22 protein-coding genes and 1 tRNA gene are annotated in these 19,817 nt (G+C 72.7%); 12 read left to right on the plus strand and 11 right to left on the minus strand.

The window, feature by feature from the left end; translation table 11 throughout:
- The first annotated feature begins 41 nt into the window (after positions 1 to 41).
- Together ABZ484_RS13900 and ABZ484_RS13905 are read left to right on the plus strand one after the other, a co-directional pair.
- Complete coding sequence (locus ABZ484_RS13900) at positions 42 to 1,712, plus strand: AMP-binding protein (protein WP_358866104.1); 1,671 nt, start codon at positions 42 to 44, stop codon at positions 1,710 to 1,712.
- 32 nt (positions 1,713 to 1,744) lie between these two features.
- On the plus strand, positions 1,745 to 2,338 hold the full coding sequence (locus ABZ484_RS13905; protein WP_358866105.1) for a TetR/AcrR family transcriptional regulator: 594 nt from the start codon (positions 1,745 to 1,747) through the stop codon (positions 2,336 to 2,338).
- Positions 2,339 to 2,360: 22 nt separating this feature from the next.
- Here the strand turns inward: ABZ484_RS13905 and ABZ484_RS13910 are convergent, their stop codons facing one another.
- The 4 genes from ABZ484_RS13910 to ABZ484_RS13925 form a co-directional block, all read right to left on the minus strand.
- The gene (locus ABZ484_RS13910) at positions 2,361 to 2,759 is read right to left on the minus strand and encodes a DUF202 domain-containing protein (RefSeq protein WP_358866106.1); all 399 of its coding nucleotides are present in this window, start codon (positions 2,757 to 2,759) and stop codon (positions 2,361 to 2,363) included.
- Position 2,760: 1 nt separating this feature from the next.
- Positions 2,761 to 3,153 (minus strand): DUF202 domain-containing protein, encoded by a 393-nt coding sequence (locus ABZ484_RS13915; protein ID WP_358866107.1) that lies wholly within the window; start codon positions 3,151 to 3,153, stop codon positions 2,761 to 2,763.
- A 10-nt stretch (positions 3,154 to 3,163) separates the two neighbouring features.
- Positions 3,164 to 3,697, minus strand: coding sequence for an NUDIX domain-containing protein (locus ABZ484_RS13920; RefSeq protein WP_358866108.1), 534 nt, complete (start codon positions 3,695 to 3,697; stop codon positions 3,164 to 3,166).
- A gap of 71 nt (positions 3,698 to 3,768) precedes the next feature.
- The gene (locus ABZ484_RS13925) at positions 3,769 to 4,662 is read right to left on the minus strand and encodes a DMT family transporter (protein WP_358866109.1); all 894 of its coding nucleotides are present in this window, start codon (positions 4,660 to 4,662) and stop codon (positions 3,769 to 3,771) included.
- A gap of 490 nt (positions 4,663 to 5,152) precedes the next feature.
- Between ABZ484_RS13925 and ABZ484_RS13930 the strand changes: the two genes are divergently transcribed.
- From ABZ484_RS13930 to ABZ484_RS13945, 4 genes are all read left to right on the plus strand, one after another.
- Positions 5,153 to 6,103, plus strand: a complete 951-nt coding sequence (locus ABZ484_RS13930; protein ID WP_358866110.1) for a hypothetical protein — start codon at positions 5,153 to 5,155, stop codon at positions 6,101 to 6,103.
- A gap of 167 nt (positions 6,104 to 6,270) precedes the next feature.
- On the plus strand, positions 6,271 to 7,818 hold the full coding sequence (locus tag ABZ484_RS13935; RefSeq protein ID WP_358866111.1) for an APC family permease: 1,548 nt from the start codon (positions 6,271 to 6,273) through the stop codon (positions 7,816 to 7,818).
- A 158-nt stretch (positions 7,819 to 7,976) separates the two neighbouring features.
- On the plus strand, positions 7,977 to 8,702 hold the full coding sequence (locus ABZ484_RS13940; RefSeq protein WP_358866112.1) for a molybdopterin-dependent oxidoreductase: 726 nt from the start codon (positions 7,977 to 7,979) through the stop codon (positions 8,700 to 8,702).
- On the plus strand, positions 8,686 to 9,312 hold the full coding sequence (locus tag ABZ484_RS13945) for a cytochrome b/b6 domain-containing protein (protein WP_358866113.1): 627 nt from the start codon (positions 8,686 to 8,688) through the stop codon (positions 9,310 to 9,312). Before ABZ484_RS13940 ends, ABZ484_RS13945 begins: the two co-directional genes overlap by 17 nt.
- A 7-nt stretch (positions 9,313 to 9,319) precedes the next feature.
- Here ABZ484_RS13945 and ABZ484_RS13950 read toward each other — a convergent pair whose 3' ends face one another.
- The 4 genes from ABZ484_RS13950 to ABZ484_RS13965 form a co-directional block, all read right to left on the minus strand.
- Complete coding sequence (locus ABZ484_RS13950; RefSeq protein WP_358866114.1) at positions 9,320 to 10,345, minus strand: L-idonate 5-dehydrogenase; 1,026 nt, start codon at positions 10,343 to 10,345, stop codon at positions 9,320 to 9,322.
- Between the two features lie 23 nt (positions 10,346 to 10,368).
- Positions 10,369 to 11,133 carry an SDR family oxidoreductase gene (locus tag ABZ484_RS13955; RefSeq protein ID WP_358866115.1) on the minus strand — a complete coding sequence of 255 codons (765 nt, stop codon included), beginning with the start codon at positions 11,131 to 11,133 and terminating at the stop codon, positions 10,369 to 10,371.
- A gap of 20 nt (positions 11,134 to 11,153) precedes the next feature.
- A complete protein-coding gene (locus tag ABZ484_RS13960; RefSeq protein WP_358866116.1) occupies positions 11,154 to 12,551 on the minus strand; it encodes a gluconate:H+ symporter in 1,398 nt (465 codons plus the stop codon).
- Positions 12,552 to 12,622: 71 nt separating this feature from the next.
- Entirely contained in the window at positions 12,623 to 13,168 is a 546-nt protein-coding gene (locus ABZ484_RS13965) for a gluconokinase (protein WP_358866117.1), read from the minus strand.
- Between the two features lie 142 nt (positions 13,169 to 13,310).
- On the opposite strand from ABZ484_RS13965, the gene ABZ484_RS13970 reads away from it, so the two are divergent.
- On the plus strand, positions 13,311 to 14,012 hold the full coding sequence (locus tag ABZ484_RS13970) for a FadR/GntR family transcriptional regulator (RefSeq protein WP_030179259.1): 702 nt from the start codon (positions 13,311 to 13,313) through the stop codon (positions 14,010 to 14,012).
- Between the two features lie 71 nt (positions 14,013 to 14,083).
- Here the strand turns inward: ABZ484_RS13970 and ABZ484_RS13975 are convergent, their stop codons facing one another.
- The gene (locus ABZ484_RS13975; protein WP_358866118.1) at positions 14,084 to 14,458 is read right to left on the minus strand and encodes a YchJ family metal-binding protein; all 375 of its coding nucleotides are present in this window, start codon (positions 14,456 to 14,458) and stop codon (positions 14,084 to 14,086) included.
- 209 nt (positions 14,459 to 14,667) lie between these two features.
- On the opposite strand from ABZ484_RS13975, the gene ABZ484_RS13980 reads away from it, so the two are divergent.
- Positions 14,668 to 14,979: a dsRBD fold-containing protein gene (locus ABZ484_RS13980; RefSeq protein ID WP_358866119.1), complete on the plus strand. Its 312-nt coding sequence runs from the start codon at positions 14,668 to 14,670 to the stop codon at positions 14,977 to 14,979.
- Between the two features lie 12 nt (positions 14,980 to 14,991).
- Positions 14,992 to 16,299: a phosphoribosyltransferase family protein gene (locus ABZ484_RS13985; RefSeq protein WP_358866120.1), complete on the plus strand. Its 1,308-nt coding sequence runs from the start codon at positions 14,992 to 14,994 to the stop codon at positions 16,297 to 16,299.
- A 62-nt stretch (positions 16,300 to 16,361) separates the two neighbouring features.
- On the opposite strand, the gene ABZ484_RS13990 is transcribed toward ABZ484_RS13985, so the two are convergent.
- Positions 16,362 to 16,446, minus strand: a tRNA-Leu gene (locus ABZ484_RS13990).
- A gap of 210 nt (positions 16,447 to 16,656) precedes the next feature.
- Here ABZ484_RS13990 and ABZ484_RS13995 point away from each other — a divergent pair.
- From ABZ484_RS13995 to ABZ484_RS14005, 3 genes are all read left to right on the plus strand, one after another.
- Positions 16,657 to 17,982 (plus strand): M20/M25/M40 family metallo-hydrolase, encoded by a 1,326-nt coding sequence (locus tag ABZ484_RS13995; RefSeq protein WP_358866121.1) that lies wholly within the window; start codon positions 16,657 to 16,659, stop codon positions 17,980 to 17,982.
- Between the two features lie 158 nt (positions 17,983 to 18,140).
- Entirely contained in the window at positions 18,141 to 18,374 is a 234-nt protein-coding gene (chpH, locus tag ABZ484_RS14000) for a chaplin ChpH (RefSeq protein WP_018570377.1), read from the plus strand.
- Positions 18,375 to 18,568: 194 nt separating this feature from the next.
- Positions 18,569 to 19,456: a chaplin gene (locus ABZ484_RS14005; protein WP_358866122.1), complete on the plus strand. Its 888-nt coding sequence runs from the start codon at positions 18,569 to 18,571 to the stop codon at positions 19,454 to 19,456.
- 125 nt (positions 19,457 to 19,581) lie between these two features.
- Here ABZ484_RS14005 and ABZ484_RS14010 read toward each other — a convergent pair whose 3' ends face one another.
- Positions 19,582 to 19,770 carry a DUF5703 family protein gene (locus ABZ484_RS14010; RefSeq protein WP_027758838.1) on the minus strand — a complete coding sequence of 63 codons (189 nt, stop codon included), beginning with the start codon at positions 19,768 to 19,770 and terminating at the stop codon, positions 19,582 to 19,584.
- Positions 19,771 to 19,817: the final 47 nt, after the last annotated feature.

Raw genomic sequence — 19,817 nt, forward strand, 5'->3', positions numbered from 1 at the left:
ACGAACATGAACCGCATCCAGCTCAGGTGGGAGGAGACCCGGTGACCGGCACGAGTGCCTCCCGCTACGCGGCCAAGCCCTGGCTCCACCTGCTCGACGAGGCCCAGCGCGCCCCGGTCGACCCCGCCGACTCGCTCGTGCACGCCCTGCGCCGGTCCGCCGCCCAGGCCCCGGACCGCACCTTCCTCGCCTACTTCGACGCCCGCCTCGGCTACCGCGAGGTGGACGAGCTCAGCGACTCGGTGGCCGGCCACCTCGCCGCGCGCGGCCTTCGGCCGGGCGACCGGGTGGCCGTCCTGCTCCAGAACTCCCCGCACTTCGTGCTCGCCGTCCTCGGCGCCTGGAAGGCGGGCGCCACCGTCGTCCCGGTCAACCCGATGTACAAGTCGGCCGAGGTCGCCCACGTCCTGAAGGACGCCGAGGTGGCCGCGCTGATCTGCTCCGACCGGGCCTGGGAGTCGTATCTGCGCGACACCGCCGCCGACTCCCCGGTGCGGATCGTGCTCACCGGCTGCGAGCTGGACTTCCAGACCCGCGACGACGCCCGCGTGCTCACCTTCGAACGGCTGCCGCAGGCAGCCGACGCCGACGACCTGGTGACCGTCGCCCGCGCCGGCCACCGGGCGCCCGAGGGCCGCGCCCCCGTGCCCGCCGGCATCGCCCTGATCAGCTACACCTCGGGCACCAGCGGCACCCCCAAGGGCGCCACCAACACGCACGCCAACATCATGTACAACGCCGAACGGCAGCGCACCGGCCTGGGCCTGCCCGAGGCACCGGTCTACTTCGCGCTCGCGCCGCTGTTCCACATCACCGGCATGGTCTGCCAGTTCGGCGCCTGCCTGAACAGCGCGGGCACGCTGGTGCTGGCGTACCGCTTCGAGGCGGGCGTCGTCCTGGACGCGTTCGCCGAGCACCGGCCGCACTACACGGTCGGCCCCTCGACCGCCTTCATGGCGCTGGCGGCCCACCCCGCCGTCGCCCCGGACCACTTCTCCTCCTTCGAGGTCATCTCCTCCGGCGGCGCGCCCCTGCCGCCCGCGCTGGTGGAGAAGTTCCGGGCCGGCTTCGGGCCGTACATCCGCAACGGCTACGGCCTCACCGAGTGCACCGCTCCCTGCGCCTCCGTGCCGCCGGGCCGGGAGGCCCCCGTGGACCCGGTCTCGGGAACGCTCGCGGTCGGCGTGCCGGGCCCCGACACCGTGGTACGGATCGTCGACGACGAGGGGCGGGAGGTGCCCTTCGGCCGGCCGGGCGAGATCGTCGTCAGCGGGCCGCAGGTCGTGCCCGGCTACTGGCGGCGTCCGGAAGCCACCGCCGAGACCTTCCCCGGCGGCGAGCTGCGCACCGGTGACATCGGGTTCATGGACGAGCAGGGCTGGCTGTACGTCGTCGACCGCAAGAAGGACATGATCAACGCCTCCGGCTTCAAGGTGTGGCCGTGCGAGGTCGAGGACGTGCTCTACACCCACCCGGCGGTGCGCGAGGCTGCCGTCGTCGGGGTGCCCGACGGCTACCGCGGGGAGACCGTGAAGGCCTACATCAGCCTGCGTCCGGGCGCCACGGCGGACCCGGATGAACTCGCGGTGTACTGCAAGGAGAGACTGGCCGCCTACAAATACCCGCGTCAGGTGGAGATACTGCCCGACTTGCCGAAAACGGCGAGTGGGAAGATCCTCCGTCGGGAGCTGCGTTCCCGTAGCGACGACTGACTAGCAGCAGAACGGAAAGGCAGGTGGCGGCAGTGCCCAGGACGACGGACTCAGCCGGGACTCCTGTGCCGCAGCGGCTCCTGGCGGCCGCCACCCGGCTCTTCGCCGAGCAGGGCTACGACCGCACCTCGGTCCAGGAGATCGTGGAGGCGGCCGGCGTCACCAAGGGGGCGCTCTACCACTACTTCGGCTCCAAGGACGACCTCCTGCACGAGGTGTACGCGCGCGTGCTGCGGGTCCAGCAGGAGCGCCTGGACCACTTCGCGGGCATGGACGCCCCCGTGGAGCAGCGGCTGCGGGGCGCGGCGGCGGACGTCGTGGTGACGACCATCGAGAACCTCGACGACGCGATGATCTTCTTCCGCTCCATGCACCACCTCAGCCCGGAGAAGAACAAGCAGGTGCGCGCCGAGCGCCGGCGCTACCACGAGCGTTTCCGCGCGCTCATCGAGGAGGGCCAGGAACAGGGTGTGTTCTCCACGGCCACGCCCGCCGACCTGGTGGTCGACTACCACTTCGGCTCCGTCCACCACCTGTCCACCTGGTACCGCCCCGACGGCCCGCTCTCCCCGCAGGAGGTCGCCGACCACCTGGCCGACCTGCTGCTGAGGGCCCTGCGCCCCTGATCCCGTCCGGCAGGGGCGGGATCTAGACGATCAGGGCCACCGCGCACACCGCCACGCCGGCCGTGCACAGCACCGCCGCCATGGCGAGCCGCGGGGGCAGGGCCGGCGGGACGGGCGTCCGCGCCAGGCAGTGGATGCGGAACTGGGCGACCAGCAGGAAGCCCAGCCAGAGCGCACAGCACAGACCGCAGACCACGGCACCGGCACTCGACACGCCGCCGTGCAGGGCCGCCTTCACGGCCAGTACGGCGGCCACGGTGCTGGACAGCGTCGTACGCCGCCAGGCGAGCCGCGTCCGCTCCGGCTGGAGCCCGGGGTCCCGCACGGCGCCCGCCGCTCCCGCGCCGTCCGCCGCGTCACCGCCCGCCCCCGCCGCTCCCGCGTCCCCGCCGGCCCCCGCCGCACCGCTCGTCGCGCCCATCTCAGCCCGCCCAGCCGGCGAGGACCACCACGACCATGGCCACGGCCACGAACGCGACGACCAGGCTCAGCAGGGCCGGGAAGCGGGAGGTGGGCAGATCGTCGCCGCGCCGCATGGCCCGCTCGCAGCGCACCCAGTGGTTGATCGCGCGCAGGGAGCACAGCACGCCCACGGCCAGCAGGGCCAGCGCCAGGCCGATGCGCCAGCCCCAGCGCAGGTCCGGCAGGAACTGGTCCACCGCGAAACCGCCGCCGATCAGGGCGAGGGCGGTGCGCAGCCAGGCCAGGAACGTGCGCTCGTTGGCCAGCGAGAAGCGGTAGTCGGGGGTGCTGCCCTCCTGTCTGACCTCCTCGGGGGCGAACCACAGGCGGGCGTTCCGTACGAATTCGATCACGCGAGGGACCCTACTCGGCCGGGGCGGACCGGTGGGCCCTGAGCCGCTCGTAGGCCGCGAGACCGTCCGGCACCCACTCCCACTCGCCCAGCCGGCGCTCCACCTCGTCCTCCGGCAGGAAGTCGTGCCAGGCGACCTCCTCGGCCTGCGGCCGCACCGGCAGCTCGCAGCGGACCTCGAACACCGCCGACCACCAGCTGAGGCCGGCACCGTCGTCGTACAGGAACTTGAACAGATACTCCGGCCGGGGCAGCCCCGTCACCCCCAGTTCCTCCTCGGCCTCGCGCAGGGCCGCGTCGTCATAACTCTCGCCCGCTCCGACGACCCCGCCGACGAACATGTCGTAGAGGGAGGGGAAGACCAGTTTGGTCGCGGTGCGGCGGTGCACGAAGAGCCGGCCGCCGGCGTCCCGGGCCTGCACGAAGACGCAGCGGTGGCGCAGGCCCTTGCGGTAGACCTCGCCGCGCGGGAGCTGTCCCACGACCCGGTCGTCGCCGTCGACGATGTCGAGAATCTCGTCCGCGGGGTTTTCCGTAGGGTTCATACCGACATCCAAGCAGTGGCCGCCGCGAACGGCCGAAGGCCAGGGGTGCCGGCGGTCAGAGGTACCGGCGGTCAGCGGTGCTGGAGGTCGCGCCGCTCGGTGCGCACCGCCGGGCCGCAGGGCATGGCCGGGTGCATGCCGAGGAGGACGATGCCCGTGACGATCGCGGCGAGGCCGGCCGCCTCCCAGGTCAGCGCGCCGATGTCGGTGCGCAGCCGGTCGCCGAGGAAGCCCACTCCGCAGGCGATCCCGGCCAGGGGCTCGGCGGCGGTGAGCGCGGGCAGCGACATGCGCAGCGGCGCCGTCTCGAAGGCGCTCTGCACCAGGATCAGCCCGAGAACGCCGATGACCAGCAGCCCGTACGGCTGCCAGCCGGTCAGCAGCCCCGTCCAGCCTCCCGCCGAGAACCGCTGTCCGCTCACCCGGGTCAGCGCGTCCTGCACGCCGTACAGCAGCCCGGCGGCCACCGCCAGCAGCACCGGCCCCCAGCTGAGCCGGGAGCGCTTGGCGAAGGTGGTCAGCAGCAGGGCCAGGCCCACCACGATCCCGATGATCAGCCAGTGGCGCAGCGGGTCGGTGACCGCGCTGCCCGCGCGTGGCTGGCCCCCGAGGATGAACGCCGTCACACCGCCCGCCAGCAGCACGAGTCCGCACCAGCCCTGCCGGCCCAGCGGTTGCCGGGTCTGTCTGCGGGACAGCGCGAGCGCGAACAGCAGGTTCGTCGCCAGCAGCGGTTCCACCAGCGAGATCTCGCCCCGGCCCAGCGCTATGGCGCCCAGCACCATGCCGACGATCATCAGTCCGAGACCGCCGAGCCAGCGGGGGACTTTCACCAGGTCCACCAGCAGCCGCGGGGAGAGGAAGTCGCTGAGCGGCGCCCGCTGGGCCGCGTTCTGCTGGAGCACGAAACCGAAGCCCAGGCAGCAGGCGGCGCTCACGGCGAGAATCAGAACCAGAACCGACACGCTGCGTACCTCGATCATCCGGTCGGGCCACGGGGTGCGTAGTGGCCGACTGTAGCGTCCCGGGGCGCCGCCCGCCGCCGCGCGGACCCGGATCCGGGCGGTCCGGCCCGGCCACGGTGCCGCGCGCGCCGGGGCGACGGCACGGCCGTACGGCCATGGTGCGACGCGGCCCGGACCCGCGCCATGGCGTGGGCCACACGGGTGAGGCGGGGCCCGGGACCTGACCCCGCGACGGATCGTGCGGCCGCCCGGACGGCGCGGGTGTCGGTTTCCGCCACAAGTGCCGCATGGACTAGTCCAGTTGACGCGTGTAACGCGCCGATCGCCCTTGACGCCGAGCAGGGGCTGACGGTTTGCTTTCCGTGATCAGTCGATGGCGGGCCGACGGCCGGGACAACAGAACCGACCGCACCACACGGCCACGGCACCGCGGCGACATGAGCCCAGTCTGAACACAGCACAGGTAAAGAGCGCGTGAGGAAGTCCCGCGGTGTCCCCACCCCCGCCTCCCCTCGGCCGCGGCCGCAAGCGTGCGGCTCAGGTCTTCGAAGCCGCTCTCGACGACACCGAACTCGTCGGCGCCCGCGCCGCGTTGGCTCAGGGCCGGTGGCAGGCGGTCCGCGCGCTGCTGGTCCGCACCGGTGACGACTGGGACCGCCGTGGCCACCGCGTCACCGTCCTCGCCCAGGAGCCGCACGCCGCCCCCTGGGTCCGCGACTGGCTGCTCGCCGAACCCGAGTCCGCGGACGCCTCCGCACTGCTCGGCCTGTGCCTGGTCCAGAGCGCCCTGCGCGGCAAGGAGCGACCCGAGCGGGCCCGCGAGGCCTGCCGGTCGGCGAGCGCGCTCGCGCCCGACGACCCCACCCCGTGGCTCGGCCTGCTTCTGCTGGAGCGCAGCCTGGGCGCCGAGGAGGACGTGGTCCGCCTCTTCGACGAGGTGCGCCTGCGCCACCCCGACCACCACCACGCCCACCATGTGATGGTGGCGGCGCTCGCCGAGCGCCACGCGGCCGCGGGCCCGGACCCGCTGCACGAGGTCTACGACTTCGCCAACTGGGCCGCCGAGCAGGCGCCCGCCGACTCGCCGCTGGCCATCCTGCCCGTGGTCGCCCACGCCGAGCGGTACCGCGCCTTGGCCGCCGGCGGCCACGCGCCGCCCGACCCGGTCTCCTCCGGGCACTGGGCCGGCCGGCGGGCCCGGCAGGTGATGAAGACCGCCTTCGACTGGTGGCTGGAGTGGGGGCAGGAGGGACACCCGCGGCGCATGGTCGACCTGAACTACCTCGCGCACGCCAAGTACTGCGAGGGCCGGGGCGCCGAGGCCGCCGCCCTGTTCCACCGCATCGGGGACCACGCCACCCCGGCACCGTGGTCGTACCCCGAGCGGGACCCGGTCGTCGCGTTCCGCACCGCCCGCGCCAGTGCGCTCGGCGCCGTGTGACGCGCCGGACTCGTAAGCCGCAAGCCCGCACGCCGGTAAGTCGTAAGCCCGCAAGCCGTAGCCCGCAAGCCCGCAAGCCCGCAAGCCCGCACGCACGACGCAGTACGCACGACGCAGTACGACCGAAGCGCGAGCCGAGATCCCGAGGCCGAAAGGACGATCCCCCGATGACGACGGGCAGTTCGAGCACGAGCAGACCCACCGCCGACGGCGGCGGCATCAGCACCTTCAAGGGGCAGGAGCGCGCACTGCGCGCCGACCGCCTCGGCACGGGGGGCCTGCTGCTCTCCGTCCTGGCCGCGACCGCCCCGCTCATGGTGGTCGCCGGTGTCATGCCCACCACATTCGCGGTGATGGGCATCGTCGGCCAGCCGCTGCTCTTCGTGATCCTGGGTGTGGTGCTGGTCCTCTTCAGCCTCGGCTACGCCGAGATGAGCCGCCACGTCCACAACGCGGGCGCCTTCTACGCCTACATCTCGCGGGGTCTGGGCGGCACGGCCGGCGCGAGCGCGGCCCTCGTCGCCCTCGTCGCCTACAACGCCCTCCAGGCGGGCATCTACGGCATCTTCGGCTTCGAGGTCTCCAACCTGTTCGCCACCTACGCCGACGTCACCCTCGCCTGGTGGATACCGGCCCTCGCGGCCGTCGCCGTCGTCGGCGCGCTCGGCTGGCTGAAGATCGACGTCAACGCGCGCGTGCTGGGCGTGCTGCTGGTGATCGAGGTCGTACTCGTCGTGATCTTCGACGCGGCCGCGATCGGCGACCCCGCCAAGGAGGGCCTGTCGCTGCACGCCTTCAACCCGGACACCCTCAGCGGCGCCGGCATCGGCACCGCGTTGTGCTTCTGCATCGCCGCCTTCCTCGGCTTCGAACAGGCCCCCGTGTACGCCGAGGAGACCAGCCGCCCGCACGTCCTGGTGCCGCGCGTGATGTTCCTCGCGGTGGCCGGCGTGGCCGTCTTCTTCGCGATCAGCAGCTGGGCGCTCACCGTGGCCACCGGCCCGTCGGCGATCGTCGGCACCGCGCGGAAGGAGAGCGCCGGGCTGCTGTTCTCGCTCACCGAGTCACGCCTCGGCGGCACCTTCACGGACGTCCTGCACGTCCTGTTCGTGACCGGCATGTTCGCGGCCATGCTCAGCTTCCACAACGTCGTCGCCCGGTACGCCTTCGCCATGGGCCGTGAGGGACTGCTGCCCGCGGCGTTCGGGCGGACCTCCAGCGCCAGCGGCGCCCCCGCCATCGGCTCGCTCTCGCAGACCGTCTTCTCGCTGGTCGTGGTGGTCGCCTTCGCGGTCACCGACGGCAAGCCGGCCGGCGACCCGACCGCCCCCGTGCTGCGCCTGTTCACCTGGGGCGGCAACATCGGCGCGCTCGGCGTGATCCTGCTGATGGCGGCGGCCTCCCTGTCGGTGATCGTCTTCTTCGCGCGGCGCGGTGCGGCGGGCGCGCAGGCCTGGCGGCTGGTCACCTCCGCGCTGGCCGGAATCGCCCTGCTGGTGATCGCCTTCTACACGGTCAAGGACTTCGACGTCCTGGTCGGCACCGGCCCGGACTCGGTGCTCAGCTGGGTCCTGCCCGGCATCATCGGCCTGGCCGCCGTGGTCGGCCTCGTGCAGGGCGCCGTCCTGCGCGCCCGCCGCCCCGAGGCCCACGCCGGGATCGGGCTCGGCAACGAGGCGTTCCAGCTGGAGAAGGCGGCCGAGTCGGCGTCGTAGCGCCAGGCCGCCGTGGCGCCACGGCTTCGTAGTGCCAGGCCGCCGTGGCGCCATGGCTGCACGGCGGCTCGGCGCCCTGGCGCGGAAAACGATGACGGAAGTCTGACGGGCACCCGTGATCCCTGGCCCGTACGGGGCACGGGTGCTCGAATATAGGGGTGAACCCCGAACCGTCCGAGGCGGAGGGCCGCCCCGTCGGCCGCCGCGTCTTCCTCGGCACCCTCGCCCTGGGCGCCCTCGGCGTGGCCGCGGCGCCCACCCTGCAACGCGGACTGGAGGGCGTCCTCGGCGCCGCCTCCGGCAAGGACCCCACCGGTCTGACCGGCCTGCTGCCCAACGGCGGCGGCTTCCGCTACTACTCGGTCGCCGCCTCCGTCCCGCACAAGGACGCCACCGACTACCGGCTGACCGTCGACGGCCTGGTCGACCACCCGACGTCGTACACGCTGCCCGGCCTCAGAGCCCTGCCCCAGACCCGCATGGTCCGCGACGTCCAGTGCGTCACCGGCTGGCGGGTGCCCGGCACGCCCTTCGAGGGCGTCCGCCTCTCCCGTCTGCTGGACGCCGCCGGGGTCCGCTCCACGGCGAAGGCGGTGCGCTTCACCTGCTTCGACGGCGCCTACACCGAGAGCCTGACCCTCGCCCAGGCCCGCCGTGCCGACGTCCTGGTGGCCCTGCGCATGCAGGACAAGGACATCGGCCACGACCACGGCGGACCCGTCCGCCTCTATGTCGCGCCCATGTACTTCTACAAGTCCGCCAAGTGGCTCTCCGGCATCACCGTCACCGACGCGGTCGAGCCCGGCTACTGGGAGGAACGCGGTTACGACGTCGACGCCTGGGTCGGCCGCTCGAACGGACGCGGCGATGCCCCTACGAGCTGAGACCGCGGCCCAGCCCGGCACCGACGTCCGCCGCTTCACCGCCGCCGAACGGTGGGTGCACCGCGCCACGGCCACGCTGATGGGTGTGTGCGTGGTCACGGCGGCCTGCCTCTACATCCCCCAGCTCGCCGTGCTCGTGGGCCGCCGTGAGCTGGTCGTCCGCGTCCACGAGTGGGCCGGCCTCGCGCTGCCGGTGCCGGTCCTGCTGGGCCTGGCCTCCCGCGCCTTCCGCGCCGACCTGCGCTTCCTCAACCGCTTCGGCCCGCACGACAAGGTGTGGCTGCGTGCCGCCCTGCGCCGCGACCGGCGCCCCTCCGCACGGCCGGCCGGCAAGTTCAACGCCGGCCAGAAGATCTACGCCGCCTGGATCGCCGGGGCCACCCTGGTCATGCTCGGCACGGGCCTGCTGATGTGGTTCACCCACCTGGCCCCGCTGCAGTGGCGCACCAGCGCCACCTTCGTCCACGACTGGCTGGCCCTGACCATCGGCATCGTCCTGGGCGGGCACATCGGCATGGCCCTCGGCGACCCGGAGGCCCGCCGGGGCCTGCGCACCGGGCTGGTGCGCAGGGAGTGGGCGGACAGCGAGCACCCGCTGTGGAAGGGATGAGGCCCGCTCAGTCCCCGAAGTCCAGCAGCACCTTGCACGAGCGGTCGCGGTCCGCCGCCAGCGCGAACGCCGACTCGGCGTCGCCCACCGCGACCACCGTGCTGAGCAGCGCGTCGAAGGCGGGTTCGACGGCCAGCAGCCGCAGGGCATCGTCGAACTCGGTGTCGAAGCGGAACGCGCCGCGCAGCTCGATCTCCCGGCTGACCACCAGGTTCCCGGCGAACGGGGACCGGCCGGGCGGCAGCATGCCCAGCTGGACCACCACCCCGCCGCGCCGCACGAGCCGCAGACAGGTGTCCAGCCCGGCCGCCACCCCGGAGGCCTCGACGGCCACGTCCACCTCCGGCGGCCACCCGGCGTCGTCCGGGTCGTCGGCCCGCACGACCGTGTCGGCGCCCACCGCCGAGGCGTACCGCAGCGCCCGCGGGAGCAGGTCGGTGACGGTCACCCTGGCGGCGCCCGCCGCCTTCGCCGCCGCGACCACCAGGCAGCCGATCGGCCCGGCGCCGGTCACCAGCACATGGCGTCCCGTCACCTCGCCGGCCCGCCGCAGCGCGTGCAGCGCCACGGACAGCGGCTCGGCGAGCGCGGCCCGGCGCGGTGCCAGTCCGGCCGGAAGCGGTCTCAACTGCTCGGCGGGCACGGTCACTCGCGCCGCGAAACCGCCCTGGACGTGCGGGAAGCGGGCCGCGCTGCCGAGGTAGCGGGTGTCACGGCAGATGTTCCGCCGCCCGTCCGCGCACTCCGGGCAGGCCCCGCACGGGGTCGCCGGGTGCACGGCCACCGCCGTACCGGGCCGCGGGCCGGTGGCCCCGGGGCCGTAGGAGACGACCGTGCCCACCACCTCGTGGCCGAGCACCATCGGCTCCTTCAGACGGAAGTCGCCGACCCCGCCGTGCCGCCAGTAGTGCAGGTCCGAGCCGCACACCCCGCCGTAGCGGACGGCGACCAGCGCCCGGCCCGGGCCGGGCACGGGCTCCGGCAAGTCCTCGACCCGCAGGTCGCCCTGACCGTGGATCACCACCGCACGCATCGCCCGCGCCTCCCCAGGCCTCTTCACAGCACACTCGTCATGCCGCCGTCGACGTACAGCACCTGCCCGGAGACGAAGTCCGCGGCCGGGGAGGCGAGGAACAGCACCCCGCCCACCAGGTCCTCGGTGCGGCCCCAGCGGCCGGCCGGGGTGCGGCGGCGCACCCACGCGCTGAACTCCTCGTCCTCGACGAGGGGCCGGGTCAGCTCGGTCTCGATGTAGCCGGGCCCGAGGCCGTTGACCTGCACCCCGTACGGGCCCCAGTCGGCACACATGCCCTTGGTGAGCATCTTCAGCGCACCCTTGGTCGCCGCGTACGGCGCGATGCCGGGGCGGACCACCTCGCTCTGCAACGAGCAGATGTTGATGATCTTGCCGTGGCCCCGCTCCGTCATCCGCCGGGCGGCCTCCCGGCCGACCAGGAACGCGCTGGTGAGGTTGGTGTCCAGGATCCGGTGCCAGTCCGCGTCCGTGAACTCCAGCAGGGGCGCGCGCAGTTGCATGCCCGCGTTGTTCACCAGGATGTCCAGCGGGCCCACCCGCTCCTCGACGTCCGTGATCCCGGCCGCCACCGAGGCGCCGTCGGTCACGTCGAACGCGGCGGTGTGCACGCGGTCGCCGGGCAGGTCGGCGGCGGCCTTGGCGAGTGCCTCGCCGTCGCGTCCGTTCAGGACCACCGTGCAGCCGGCCTCGGCCAGCCCGCGGGCCAGGGCCAGCCCGATCCCGCGGGAGGAGCCGGTGACCAGGGCCGTACGGCCGCCGATGTCGAAGAGGGGGTGAGCCGTCATGGCTGTGCTCCTGGTTGCTTCTAGATGATCAGGGACAGCAGCAGGACCAGAGCGCCGGCCACCACCGAGATGATCGTCTCCATGACGGACCAGGTCTTGATCGTCTGACCGACGTTCAGCCCGAAGTACTCCTTCACCAGCCAGAAGCCGGCGTCGTTGACATGGCTGAAGAAGAGCGAGCCGGCGCCGACGGCCAGGACCAGCAGGGCGGCGTGGGTGGTCGACATGTCGGCCGCCAGCGGGGCGACCAGACCGGCCGCCGAGACGGTCGCCACGGTCGCCGAACCGGTCGCGAGCCGGATCACCACCGCGATCAGCCACGCCAGCAGCAGCGCCGGGATCGACCAGTCCTTGGAGATGTCCAGGATCATCTGGCCCACCCCGCAGTCGATCAGCGTCTGCTTGAAGCCGCCGCCCGCACCGACGATCAGCAGGATGCCCGCGATGGGCATCAGGCCCTTCTCGACGGTGGAGGTGATCCGCTCCTTGGAGAACCCGGCCGGGCGGCCCAGCGTGAAGATGCCGACGATCACGGCGGCCAGCAGCGCGATCAGCGGGGAGCCGATGACGTCGAAGACGCGCTGGGTCATGTTGGTGGGATCGTCGAAGATGATGTCCACCAGCGCCTTGGCCAGCATCAGCACGACCGGCAGCAGCACGGTGGCCAGCGTCGCGCCGAAGCCAGGACGCCGCTGAAGGTCCTCGGAGGGGCGCTGCGGGAGCATCCGGTCGGGGGCGGGAACGTCGACCCAGCGGGCCGCCACCTTGGAGAACAGGGGACCGGCGATGATCACCGTGGGGATGGCGACCAGGATGCCCAGCGCCAGCGTCACGCCCAGGTTGGCCTTGACCGCGTCGATGGCGACCAGCGGGCCGGGGTGCGGCGGGATCAGGCCGTGCATCACGGACAGACCGGCCAGCGCCGGGACGCCGATGCGCATCAGGGAGTAGTTGCCGCGCTTGGCGACCATCAGCACGACCGGGATCAGCAGCACGATGCCGACCTCGAAGAACAGCGGCAGGCCGATCACGGAGGCGATCAGGACCATCGCCCACGGCATCGCCCGGCCCCCGGCCTTCGCCAGGATCGTGTCCACCACCTGGTCCGCGCCGCCGGAGTCGGCGAGCAGCTTGCCGAGTATCGCGCCCAGCGCGATCAGCACGCCGACGCCGGCGACCGTCGAGCCGAGGCCGGTGGTGAAGCTGGTGATGGCCTTGTCCAGCGGTGCCCCGGCTACCGCGCCGAGCACCAGTGACCCGATGGTCAGCGAAAGGAAGGCGTGCAGCTTGAACTTGGTGATGAGCAGAACGATGACGGCGATGCCCGCCAGGACGGCGATGCCCAGCTGAGCGTGTCCGGCCGAGGTGATCGGCGGGGGCGCGTCCGCTGCCAGCATCTCGACGCTGAGTCTGGTCACGGGTTTCCCTTGGGTGAAGTGGGACGGTGGGGACAGGTGGTGCGGCGGTCGGTGACCGTGGGGGACAGGCCTTACCGCGGGGACGGTTCGGTCCGGGCCGGCCGCGTGGAGCTGTCGAGGTCGTCGAGAGCGGCCACGGCGCGCGCGGTGATCTCCTCCGGGGACCCGGAGACGTCCACCGCGACGCCCCGCTCGTCCGCCTGGAGCGGCTCGAGCGTGGCGAACTGGGAGTCCAGCAGCGCCGTCGGCATGAAGTGGCCCTGACGATGCGTCATCCGGTCCTCGATGAGCTTCCGGTCGCCCGTCAGATGGACGAAGACGACGCCGGGGGCCGCCGCCCGGAGCCGGTCGCGGTACGACCGCTTCAGCGCCGAGCTGCTCACCACCCCGCCCAGACCCGCCCGCCCGTGCGCCCAGGCGCCGATGGCGTCCAGCCACGGCCACCGGTCGTCGTCGTCGAGCGGAACACCGGCCGTCATCTTGTCGATGTTGGCCTGCGGATGGAAGTCGTCGCCCTCGGCATACGGGACGCCGAGCCGGTCGGCGAGCAGGGGACCGATGGTGGTCTTGCCCGTGCCGGCGACGCCCATCACCACGACGACGTGGGGGGTGCGCATCACTGCCTCGCTGTCTTCCTCGACATGGGACGCCGACATCCGGCGTCGCCACACTGAAACCCATTAGGTACGACGAATTCAAGAGTCTGTGACGTATAAGTCTGACTTTTTAGATCCGTGATCCACCCCGTACGCTGAGTGCATGAGCACACCGGGCCGGGGGCTGCACGGCCATGTACTGGACACCCTCGGCCCCGCCATCACCGCGGGCGAGTACCCGCCGGGCAGCGTCCTGCGTACCGACGAGCTGGCGCAGCGTTTCGACGTGTCACGCTCCGTGATGCGCGAGGCCGTACGGGTCCTGGAGTCCATGCACCTGGTCGCCTCCCGCCGCCGCGTCGGCGTGACCGTGCTCCCGCAGTCGGAGTGGAACGTCTACGACCCGCAGGTGATCCGCTGGCGTCTGGCCGGCGCCGACCGGCCGCGCCAGCTGCGCTCGCTGACCGTGCTGCGCTCGGCGGTCGAACCGGTCGCCGCAGGCCTGGCCGCCAAGCACGCCACGCCCGAGCAGTGCTCCGAGCTCACCGAGTGCGCCCTCGGCATGGTGGCCAACTCACGCGGCCACCGGCTGGAGGAGTACCTGTTCCACGACGTGGCCTTCCACCGCGTGATCCTCAACGCCTCCGGCAACGAGATGTTCGCCCGCCTCGGCGACGTCGTCGCCGAGGTCCTGGCCGGCCGCACCCACCACGAGGTCATGTTCGAGGACCCCGACCCGGCCGCCGTCACCCTTCACGTCCAGGTCGCCGAGGCCGTCCGCGAGGGCGACGCCGAGCGCGCGGAGCGGCTGACCCAGGAGATCACGGTGGGCGCCCTGCACGAACTGGACATCCTGGCGCCGTAGCCCCCCGCTGCCCGACGCCCCGGCCCGCTGCCCGACGCCCCGGCCGGCTGCCTGTCGCCCCGGTCGGCGGTCTACTCCAGGAAGTCCCCGTCGACGTACACCCACGCCCCGTCGACCCGCTCGAACCGGCTGCGCTCGTGCAGCGAACCACCCCGGTAGGACGCCCGGAACGTGACCGTGCCCGTGGTGTGGAACGCGGAACCCTCCGTCGTGCCGAGGATCTCCAGGCCCGTCCAGCGCATCCCCGGGTCCAGGTCGAGCCGCGCGGGCCTGGTCCGCGGATGCCAGGTCCGCAGCAGATACCCCGCGTCCCCTCGTACGAAGGCGGAGTACCGCGAGCGCATCAGGGCCTCGGCGGTCGGCGCGGCGGCGGCACCGCTGTGGTGGCGCCCGCAGCACCTCTCGTACGGCTCGGACAGCCCGCACGGGCAGGAACGCGTGGTCATGCCCACATTCTGCCTGCCATCCGCCGGCGCCCCGGCCATGCCCCGGCCATGCCCCGGCCATGCCCCGGCCGTACACCGCCCCGCCCCGGCCGACGTCGGACACCCGTGCGGTCACCGGCCGTGCGAGGCACAGTGGAAGAGGCGGAACGGTGTGCCGGTGTCCGCACCGGCGCCGGCGTCCCGCCCCGGGAACCGAGGGGAGACGGACGATGACGCGACCCGTCGACAGCCGGCTCCAGTCCGTCAAGGAGTGGCGGCTGAACCTGTACCTGTCCGAGCACGACCCGGAGACCACGGCCCGGATCGTCCTGGACACCGGTGACAACGTCGTGGAGACCTGCGCGGAGGCCCGCCGCAACCCCTACGACTCGGCCGTGCCCGAGATCGGTGACGAACTCGCCGCCGGCCGGGCGCTGATCGCACTCGGCCGCGAGCTGCTGCGCAACGCCGCGGGCGACATCAAGGCGATGGGAGCGCCGGAGGCGACACCTCCCGCTCCGCTCTGGTCGCCCAGGGAGTGAGGGAGTTCAGCGGTGCTCTTCCCGAATCGTGACGAAGCAGGCAGGCGACTGGGCGCCCGCCTCGCGCCCCTCGCCGGCCGGGACGTCGTGGTGCTCGGGCTGCCCCGAGGGGGCGTACCGGTCGCCGCGGCGGTCGCGGCCGCGCTCGGCGCACCACTGGACCTCTGCCTGGTACGGAAACTCGGGGTGCCCGCCCAGCCGGAGCTGGCCATGGGGGCGATCGGCGAGGACGGCGTGCGCGTCGTCGACGAGATGGTGGTACGCGAGGCGGGGGTGCCCTCGGAGGCGCTGTCGCGCGTGGAGGAACGCGAGCGCGAGGAGCTGGCCCGGCGCGCCGAGCGCTACCGCGGCGGGCGCCCGCCGCTCGCCGTCGAGGGCCGGACCGTCGTGGTGGTCGACGACGGGGTGGCCACCGGATCGACCGCTCGGGCCGCCTGCCGCACGGTACGGGCCAGGGGGGCGGCGCGGACCGTGCTGGCGGTGCCGGTCGCACCGCCGGACTGGACCGCACGGCTCGCCGGGGAGGCCGACGAGCTCATCTCCCTGGACACGCCGCCCGGCTTCTTCGCGGTCGGCCAGTTCTACGAGGACTTCGGCCAGCTCGAGGACGAGGACGTCATCGCCTGTCTGCGGCGGCGGCCTTCCGTGACGGAGGCGTCCGGCGGTGACCCCGAGGCCGTGGACCAGGAGGTCGAGGTGGCGGCCGGCGCCGTACGGCTCGGCGGGCATCTGACCGTGCCGGCGGACGCGTCCGGCGTCGTGCTCTTCGCACACGGCAGCGGCAGCGGACGGCACAGCCCCCGCAACCAGTTCGTGGCCGCCGGGCTGAACCGGGCCGGCCTCGGCACGCTGCTGTTCGACCTGCTCACCGAGGAGGAGGCGCGCGACCGGGCCAATGTGTTCGACACCGAGCTGCTGGCCGCCCGGCTCGCCGGCGCCACCGGCTGGCTGCGCGGCCGGAGCGCCGCCGAAGGGCTCGCCATCGGCTACTTCGGCGCCAGCACCGGCGCCGCCGCGGCCCTGTGGGCCGCCGCGGAACCGGACGCGCGCATCGCCGCCGTCGTCTCCCGCGGCGGCCGGCCCGACATGGCCGGCCCCAGGCTGGCGGTCGTCACCTCGCCCACGCTGCTCATCGTCGGCGGCGCCGACCACACCGTGCTGGACCTCAACCGAACCGCCCAGTCCCAGCTGACCTGCGAGAGCCGGCTCTCCGTCGTGCCCGGCGCGACCCACCTCTTCGAGGAGCCCGGCGCACTGGAACAGGTGACCGACCTGGCCCGCGACTGGTTCACCGACCATATGGCGCCGGCCCATGTGTGAGCCGCGTGCGAGCACATGAAAGAGCGGTGCCGACCGTTTCCGGTCGACACCGCTCCTCGCTGTGTCCGAGGGGGGACTTGAACCCCCACGCCCGATAAAGGGCACTAGCACCTCAAGCTAGCGCGTCTGCCATTCCGCCACCCGGACAGGGTGTGTGCCGTGCGGGTTCTCCCCGCGGCGACGACGTAAACATTACCAGGCTTTCGCGCGTGCCCGATCACCGATCACCGCCGGTGGAACCCATGGTCCGCTGTGAACGGGCGTGACGGCGCGTGACGGGACGGGACCGCTCTTGGGCTGGGACCGGGGCAGGGGAGAGGATGGGCTGACCACCGGTACACAGCGGGAGGAAGCAGCGTGAGCGAGACGGACACGGCCAGGGGCGTCACCGGCGAGGACGAGGTCGTGGACCTCTGCCGCGAGCTGATCCAGATCGACACCAGCAACTACGGCGACCACTCGGGGCCGGGCGAGCGCAAGGCCGCCGAGTACGTCGCCGAGAAGCTGGCCGAGGTGGGGCTGGAGCCGAAGATCTTCGAGTCGCACCCGGGCCGGGCCTCCACCGTGGCCCGCATCGAGGGCGAGGACCCGTCGCGGCCCGCGCTGCTGATCCACGGCCACACCGACGTCGTACCGGCCAACGCCGACGACTGGACCCACCACCCCTTCTCCGGCGAGGTCGCGGACGGCTGCGTATGGGGCCGTGGCGCGGTCGACATGAAGGACATGGACGCGATGACGCTGGCCGTCGTCCGCGACCGGCTGCGCAGCGGACGCAGGCCCCCGCGGGACATCGTGCTCGCCTTCCTCGCCGACGAGGAGGCGGGCGGCACCTACGGCGCCCGCTACCTGGTCGACAAGCACCCGGACCTGTTCGAGGGCGTCACCGAGGGCATCAGCGAGGTCGGCGGCTTCTCCTTCACCGTGAGTGAGCAGCGGCGGCTCTACCTCATCCAGACGGCCGAGAAGGGCATGCACTGGATGAAGCTGACCGTGGCCGGCACGGCGGGCCACGGCTCGATGATCCACCGGGACAACGCGATCACCGAGCTGTCGGAGGCCGTCGCCCGCCTCGGACGGCACACGTTCCCGGTGCGGGTGACCAAGACCACCCGGGCCTTCCTCGACGAACTCGGCGACGCCCTCGGCACCGAGCTCGACCCGGAGAACATGGAGGGGACCCTCGCCAAACTCGGCGGCATCGCCAAGCTCATCGGCGCGACCCTGAGCAACACCGCCAACCCCACCCAGCTCGGCGCCGGCTACAAGGTCAACGTCATCCCGGGCGAGGCCACGGCCCACGTCGACGGACGCTTCCTGCCCGGACACGAGGAGGAGTTCCTGGCCGACCTGGACCGCATCCTCGGGCCCAAGGTGAAGCGCGAGGACGTGCACTCCGACAAGGCCGTCGAGACCACCTTCGACGGGGACCTGGTGGCCGCGATGCAGTCCGCGCTGCTGGCCGAGGACCCGGCCGCCAAGGCCATCCCGTACATGCTCTCCGGCGGTACCGACGCCAAGTCCTTCGACGACCTGGGCATCCGCGGCTTCGGGTTCGCGCCGCTGAAGCTGCCGCCGGAGCTGGACTTCGCGGGCATGTTCCACGGCGTGGACGAGCGGGTGCCGGTGGACGGGCTGAAGTTCGGCGTGCGGGTCCTGGACCGGTTCATCGACGCGTCCTGACCCCGGTCATCATGCGGTTGACCTCGATAATCGGCCGCGTGTGCGGCGACGACCGGTAAGGGTGAATGCGACCATAAGCTCGTAGCTCCATTACTCCCTCCTCGTTACAGGTAATGCGATCAGCAACATGAGATCGCTATTGCCAACTAGGAGGAATAATGATCAAGAAGGTCGTCGCTGCCGCGGTTGCCACCGGTGGGCTGGTCCTCGCGGGTGCGGGCCTGGCCGCCGCCGACTCCGGAGCCCAGGGTGCCGCCGTGCAGTCCCCGGGCGTCGTCTCCGGCAACGTCATCCAGGTGCCCGTGCACGTGCCGGTGAACGTCTGCGGCAACACGATCTCGGTGATCGGGCTGCTGAACCCCGCCTTCGGCAACACCTGCGTCAACAAGTGACGTCATGGCCCGCCCCGTGAGGGTCTGACTCCATCGACTCCGTGGGGGGTCTGAACCCGTCGGCCCCGGAGCGCGCGCCATGCGCTCCGGGGCCGACCGGTTTTCTCGCGCGGTCGCGACGGCGGATTCCCGCCGGACGCGAACGCGCGTTCCGGAAGGTTCGCAAGGAACAGTCGAAGGCAGGGATTCAGCAAATGCGACAGGTCACCCGCAAGGGCCTGCTGACCGTGGCCGCGGCCACCGGCGTCATCGCCGCCGCGAGCGGCGCGGCACACGCCGACGCGGGCGCGGCCGGTGCCGCGTCCGGCTCGCCGGGCGTGCTGTCCGGCAACACCGTGCAGGTGCCGGTGCACGTGCCGGTGAACGTCTGCGGCAACACGGTGAACGTCGTCGGGCTGCTCAACCCGGCGGTGGGCAACACGTGCGTCAACCACGGCGGTGGCAGCGGCTCGTCCGGGGGGTACGGCGACTCGGGGCACGACGGTCACGGCCACGGCGGGTACGGACACGGCGGACACGGTCACAGCGGCTCGGGCGGCGGCGCGCACGCCGGCGGACACACCGGTGGCTCACCGGGCGTGGGTTCCGGCAACCACGTCCAGGTGCCGGTCGACGTACCGGTCAACGCGTGCGGCAACAGCGTCAACGTCATCGGTGTGGGCAACGCCGCCCTGGGCAACGAGTGCGGCAACGCGGGCGGCTCCGGCGGGCACCACACGCCTCCGGGAGGCGGCCACGGCAACCCGCCCGGTCACCCGGGGCACCCCGGCCACCCGGGGAACCCCGGCCACCCCGGCCACCCTGGGAATCCCGGGACGCCCGGTCACCCCGGCACGCCGGGTCACCCCGGAACTCCGGGCACGCCGGGTCACCCGGGCACGCCGCCCTCCACGGGCGGGAACACGCCCGGCGGCTCGACGCACGTCAACCAGCCGGGCACGCAGACCGTCACCGCGCCCGGCAGCGGGGCCCAGCTGGCCCACACCGGCAGCGACCTGCCGATGGGGCTCGCCCTGCCGGCGGGCGCCGGCGCCCTGCTGGCCGGTGCCCTGCTGTACCGCAAGGCGCGGGCTTCGGCCTGATCCCGGGAGGGCGCCCGGTCCGGTGAGGCGGGTGCCCGGACCCGTCCGACGGCCACATCGTGCGCGTGCACGACACAGCGGGCCCCGCGTACGGCGGGGCCCGCTGGGGTCCGGTCCGTCTCAGCTCACCACGTGGCGCGCACCTGGCGGATGATCCTCCGGCGCAACCGCACCCTGCGGCTGCCGTCGCGCAGCAGGCTCAGGCGGTACAACTCCCAGTGTCCGTACTCGGCGTGGTCCGTCAGCAGACGCGTCGTCTCCTTGCGGGAAACCCCGCGCGGTACGTACACGTCGACAAATTCGTATTCCGGCATCGCATCTATTGTGCGGGCTGGGGCCCGGTACGGATAGCGTCTGCACT

It is taken from the genome of Streptomyces sp. NPDC006393 (genome assembly GCF_040628575.1).
In the GTDB taxonomy this organism is placed as follows: domain Bacteria; phylum Actinomycetota; class Actinomycetes; order Streptomycetales; family Streptomycetaceae; genus Streptomyces.

Excerpts from the sequence above, each read along its gene's own strand:
- ABZ484_RS13910 (WP_358866106.1), bottom strand. The coding sequence starts at position 2,759 with ATGGGCGCGACGAGCGGTGCGGCGGGGGCCGGCGGGGACGCGGGAGCG.
- ABZ484_RS13920 (WP_358866108.1), bottom strand. The coding sequence starts at position 3,697 with ATGAACCCTACGGAAAACCCCGCGGACGAGATTCTCGACATCGTCGAC.
- ABZ484_RS13935 (WP_358866111.1), top strand. The coding sequence starts at position 6,271 with ATGACGACGGGCAGTTCGAGCACGAGCAGACCCACCGCCGACGGCGGC.
- ABZ484_RS13945 (WP_358866113.1), top strand. The coding sequence starts at position 8,686 with ATGCCCCTACGAGCTGAGACCGCGGCCCAGCCCGGCACCGACGTCCGC.
- ABZ484_RS13950 (WP_358866114.1), bottom strand. The coding sequence starts at position 10,345 with ATGCGTGCGGTGGTGATCCACGGTCAGGGCGACCTGCGGGTCGAGGAC.
- ABZ484_RS13955 (WP_358866115.1), bottom strand. The coding sequence starts at position 11,133 with ATGACGGCTCACCCCCTCTTCGACATCGGCGGCCGTACGGCCCTGGTC.
- ABZ484_RS13965 (WP_358866117.1), bottom strand. The coding sequence starts at position 13,168 with ATGCGCACCCCCCACGTCGTCGTGGTGATGGGCGTCGCCGGCACGGGC.
- ABZ484_RS13970 (WP_030179259.1), top strand. The coding sequence starts at position 13,311 with ATGAGCACACCGGGCCGGGGGCTGCACGGCCATGTACTGGACACCCTC.
- ABZ484_RS13975 (WP_358866118.1), bottom strand. The coding sequence starts at position 14,458 with ATGACCACGCGTTCCTGCCCGTGCGGGCTGTCCGAGCCGTACGAGAGG.
- ABZ484_RS13980 (WP_358866119.1), top strand. The coding sequence starts at position 14,668 with ATGACGCGACCCGTCGACAGCCGGCTCCAGTCCGTCAAGGAGTGGCGG.
- chpH (WP_018570377.1), top strand. The coding sequence starts at position 18,141 with ATGATCAAGAAGGTCGTCGCTGCCGCGGTTGCCACCGGTGGGCTGGTC.
- ABZ484_RS14005 (WP_358866122.1), top strand. The coding sequence starts at position 18,569 with ATGCGACAGGTCACCCGCAAGGGCCTGCTGACCGTGGCCGCGGCCACC.
- ABZ484_RS14010 (WP_027758838.1), bottom strand. The coding sequence starts at position 19,770 with ATGCCGGAATACGAATTTGTCGACGTGTACGTACCGCGCGGGGTTTCC.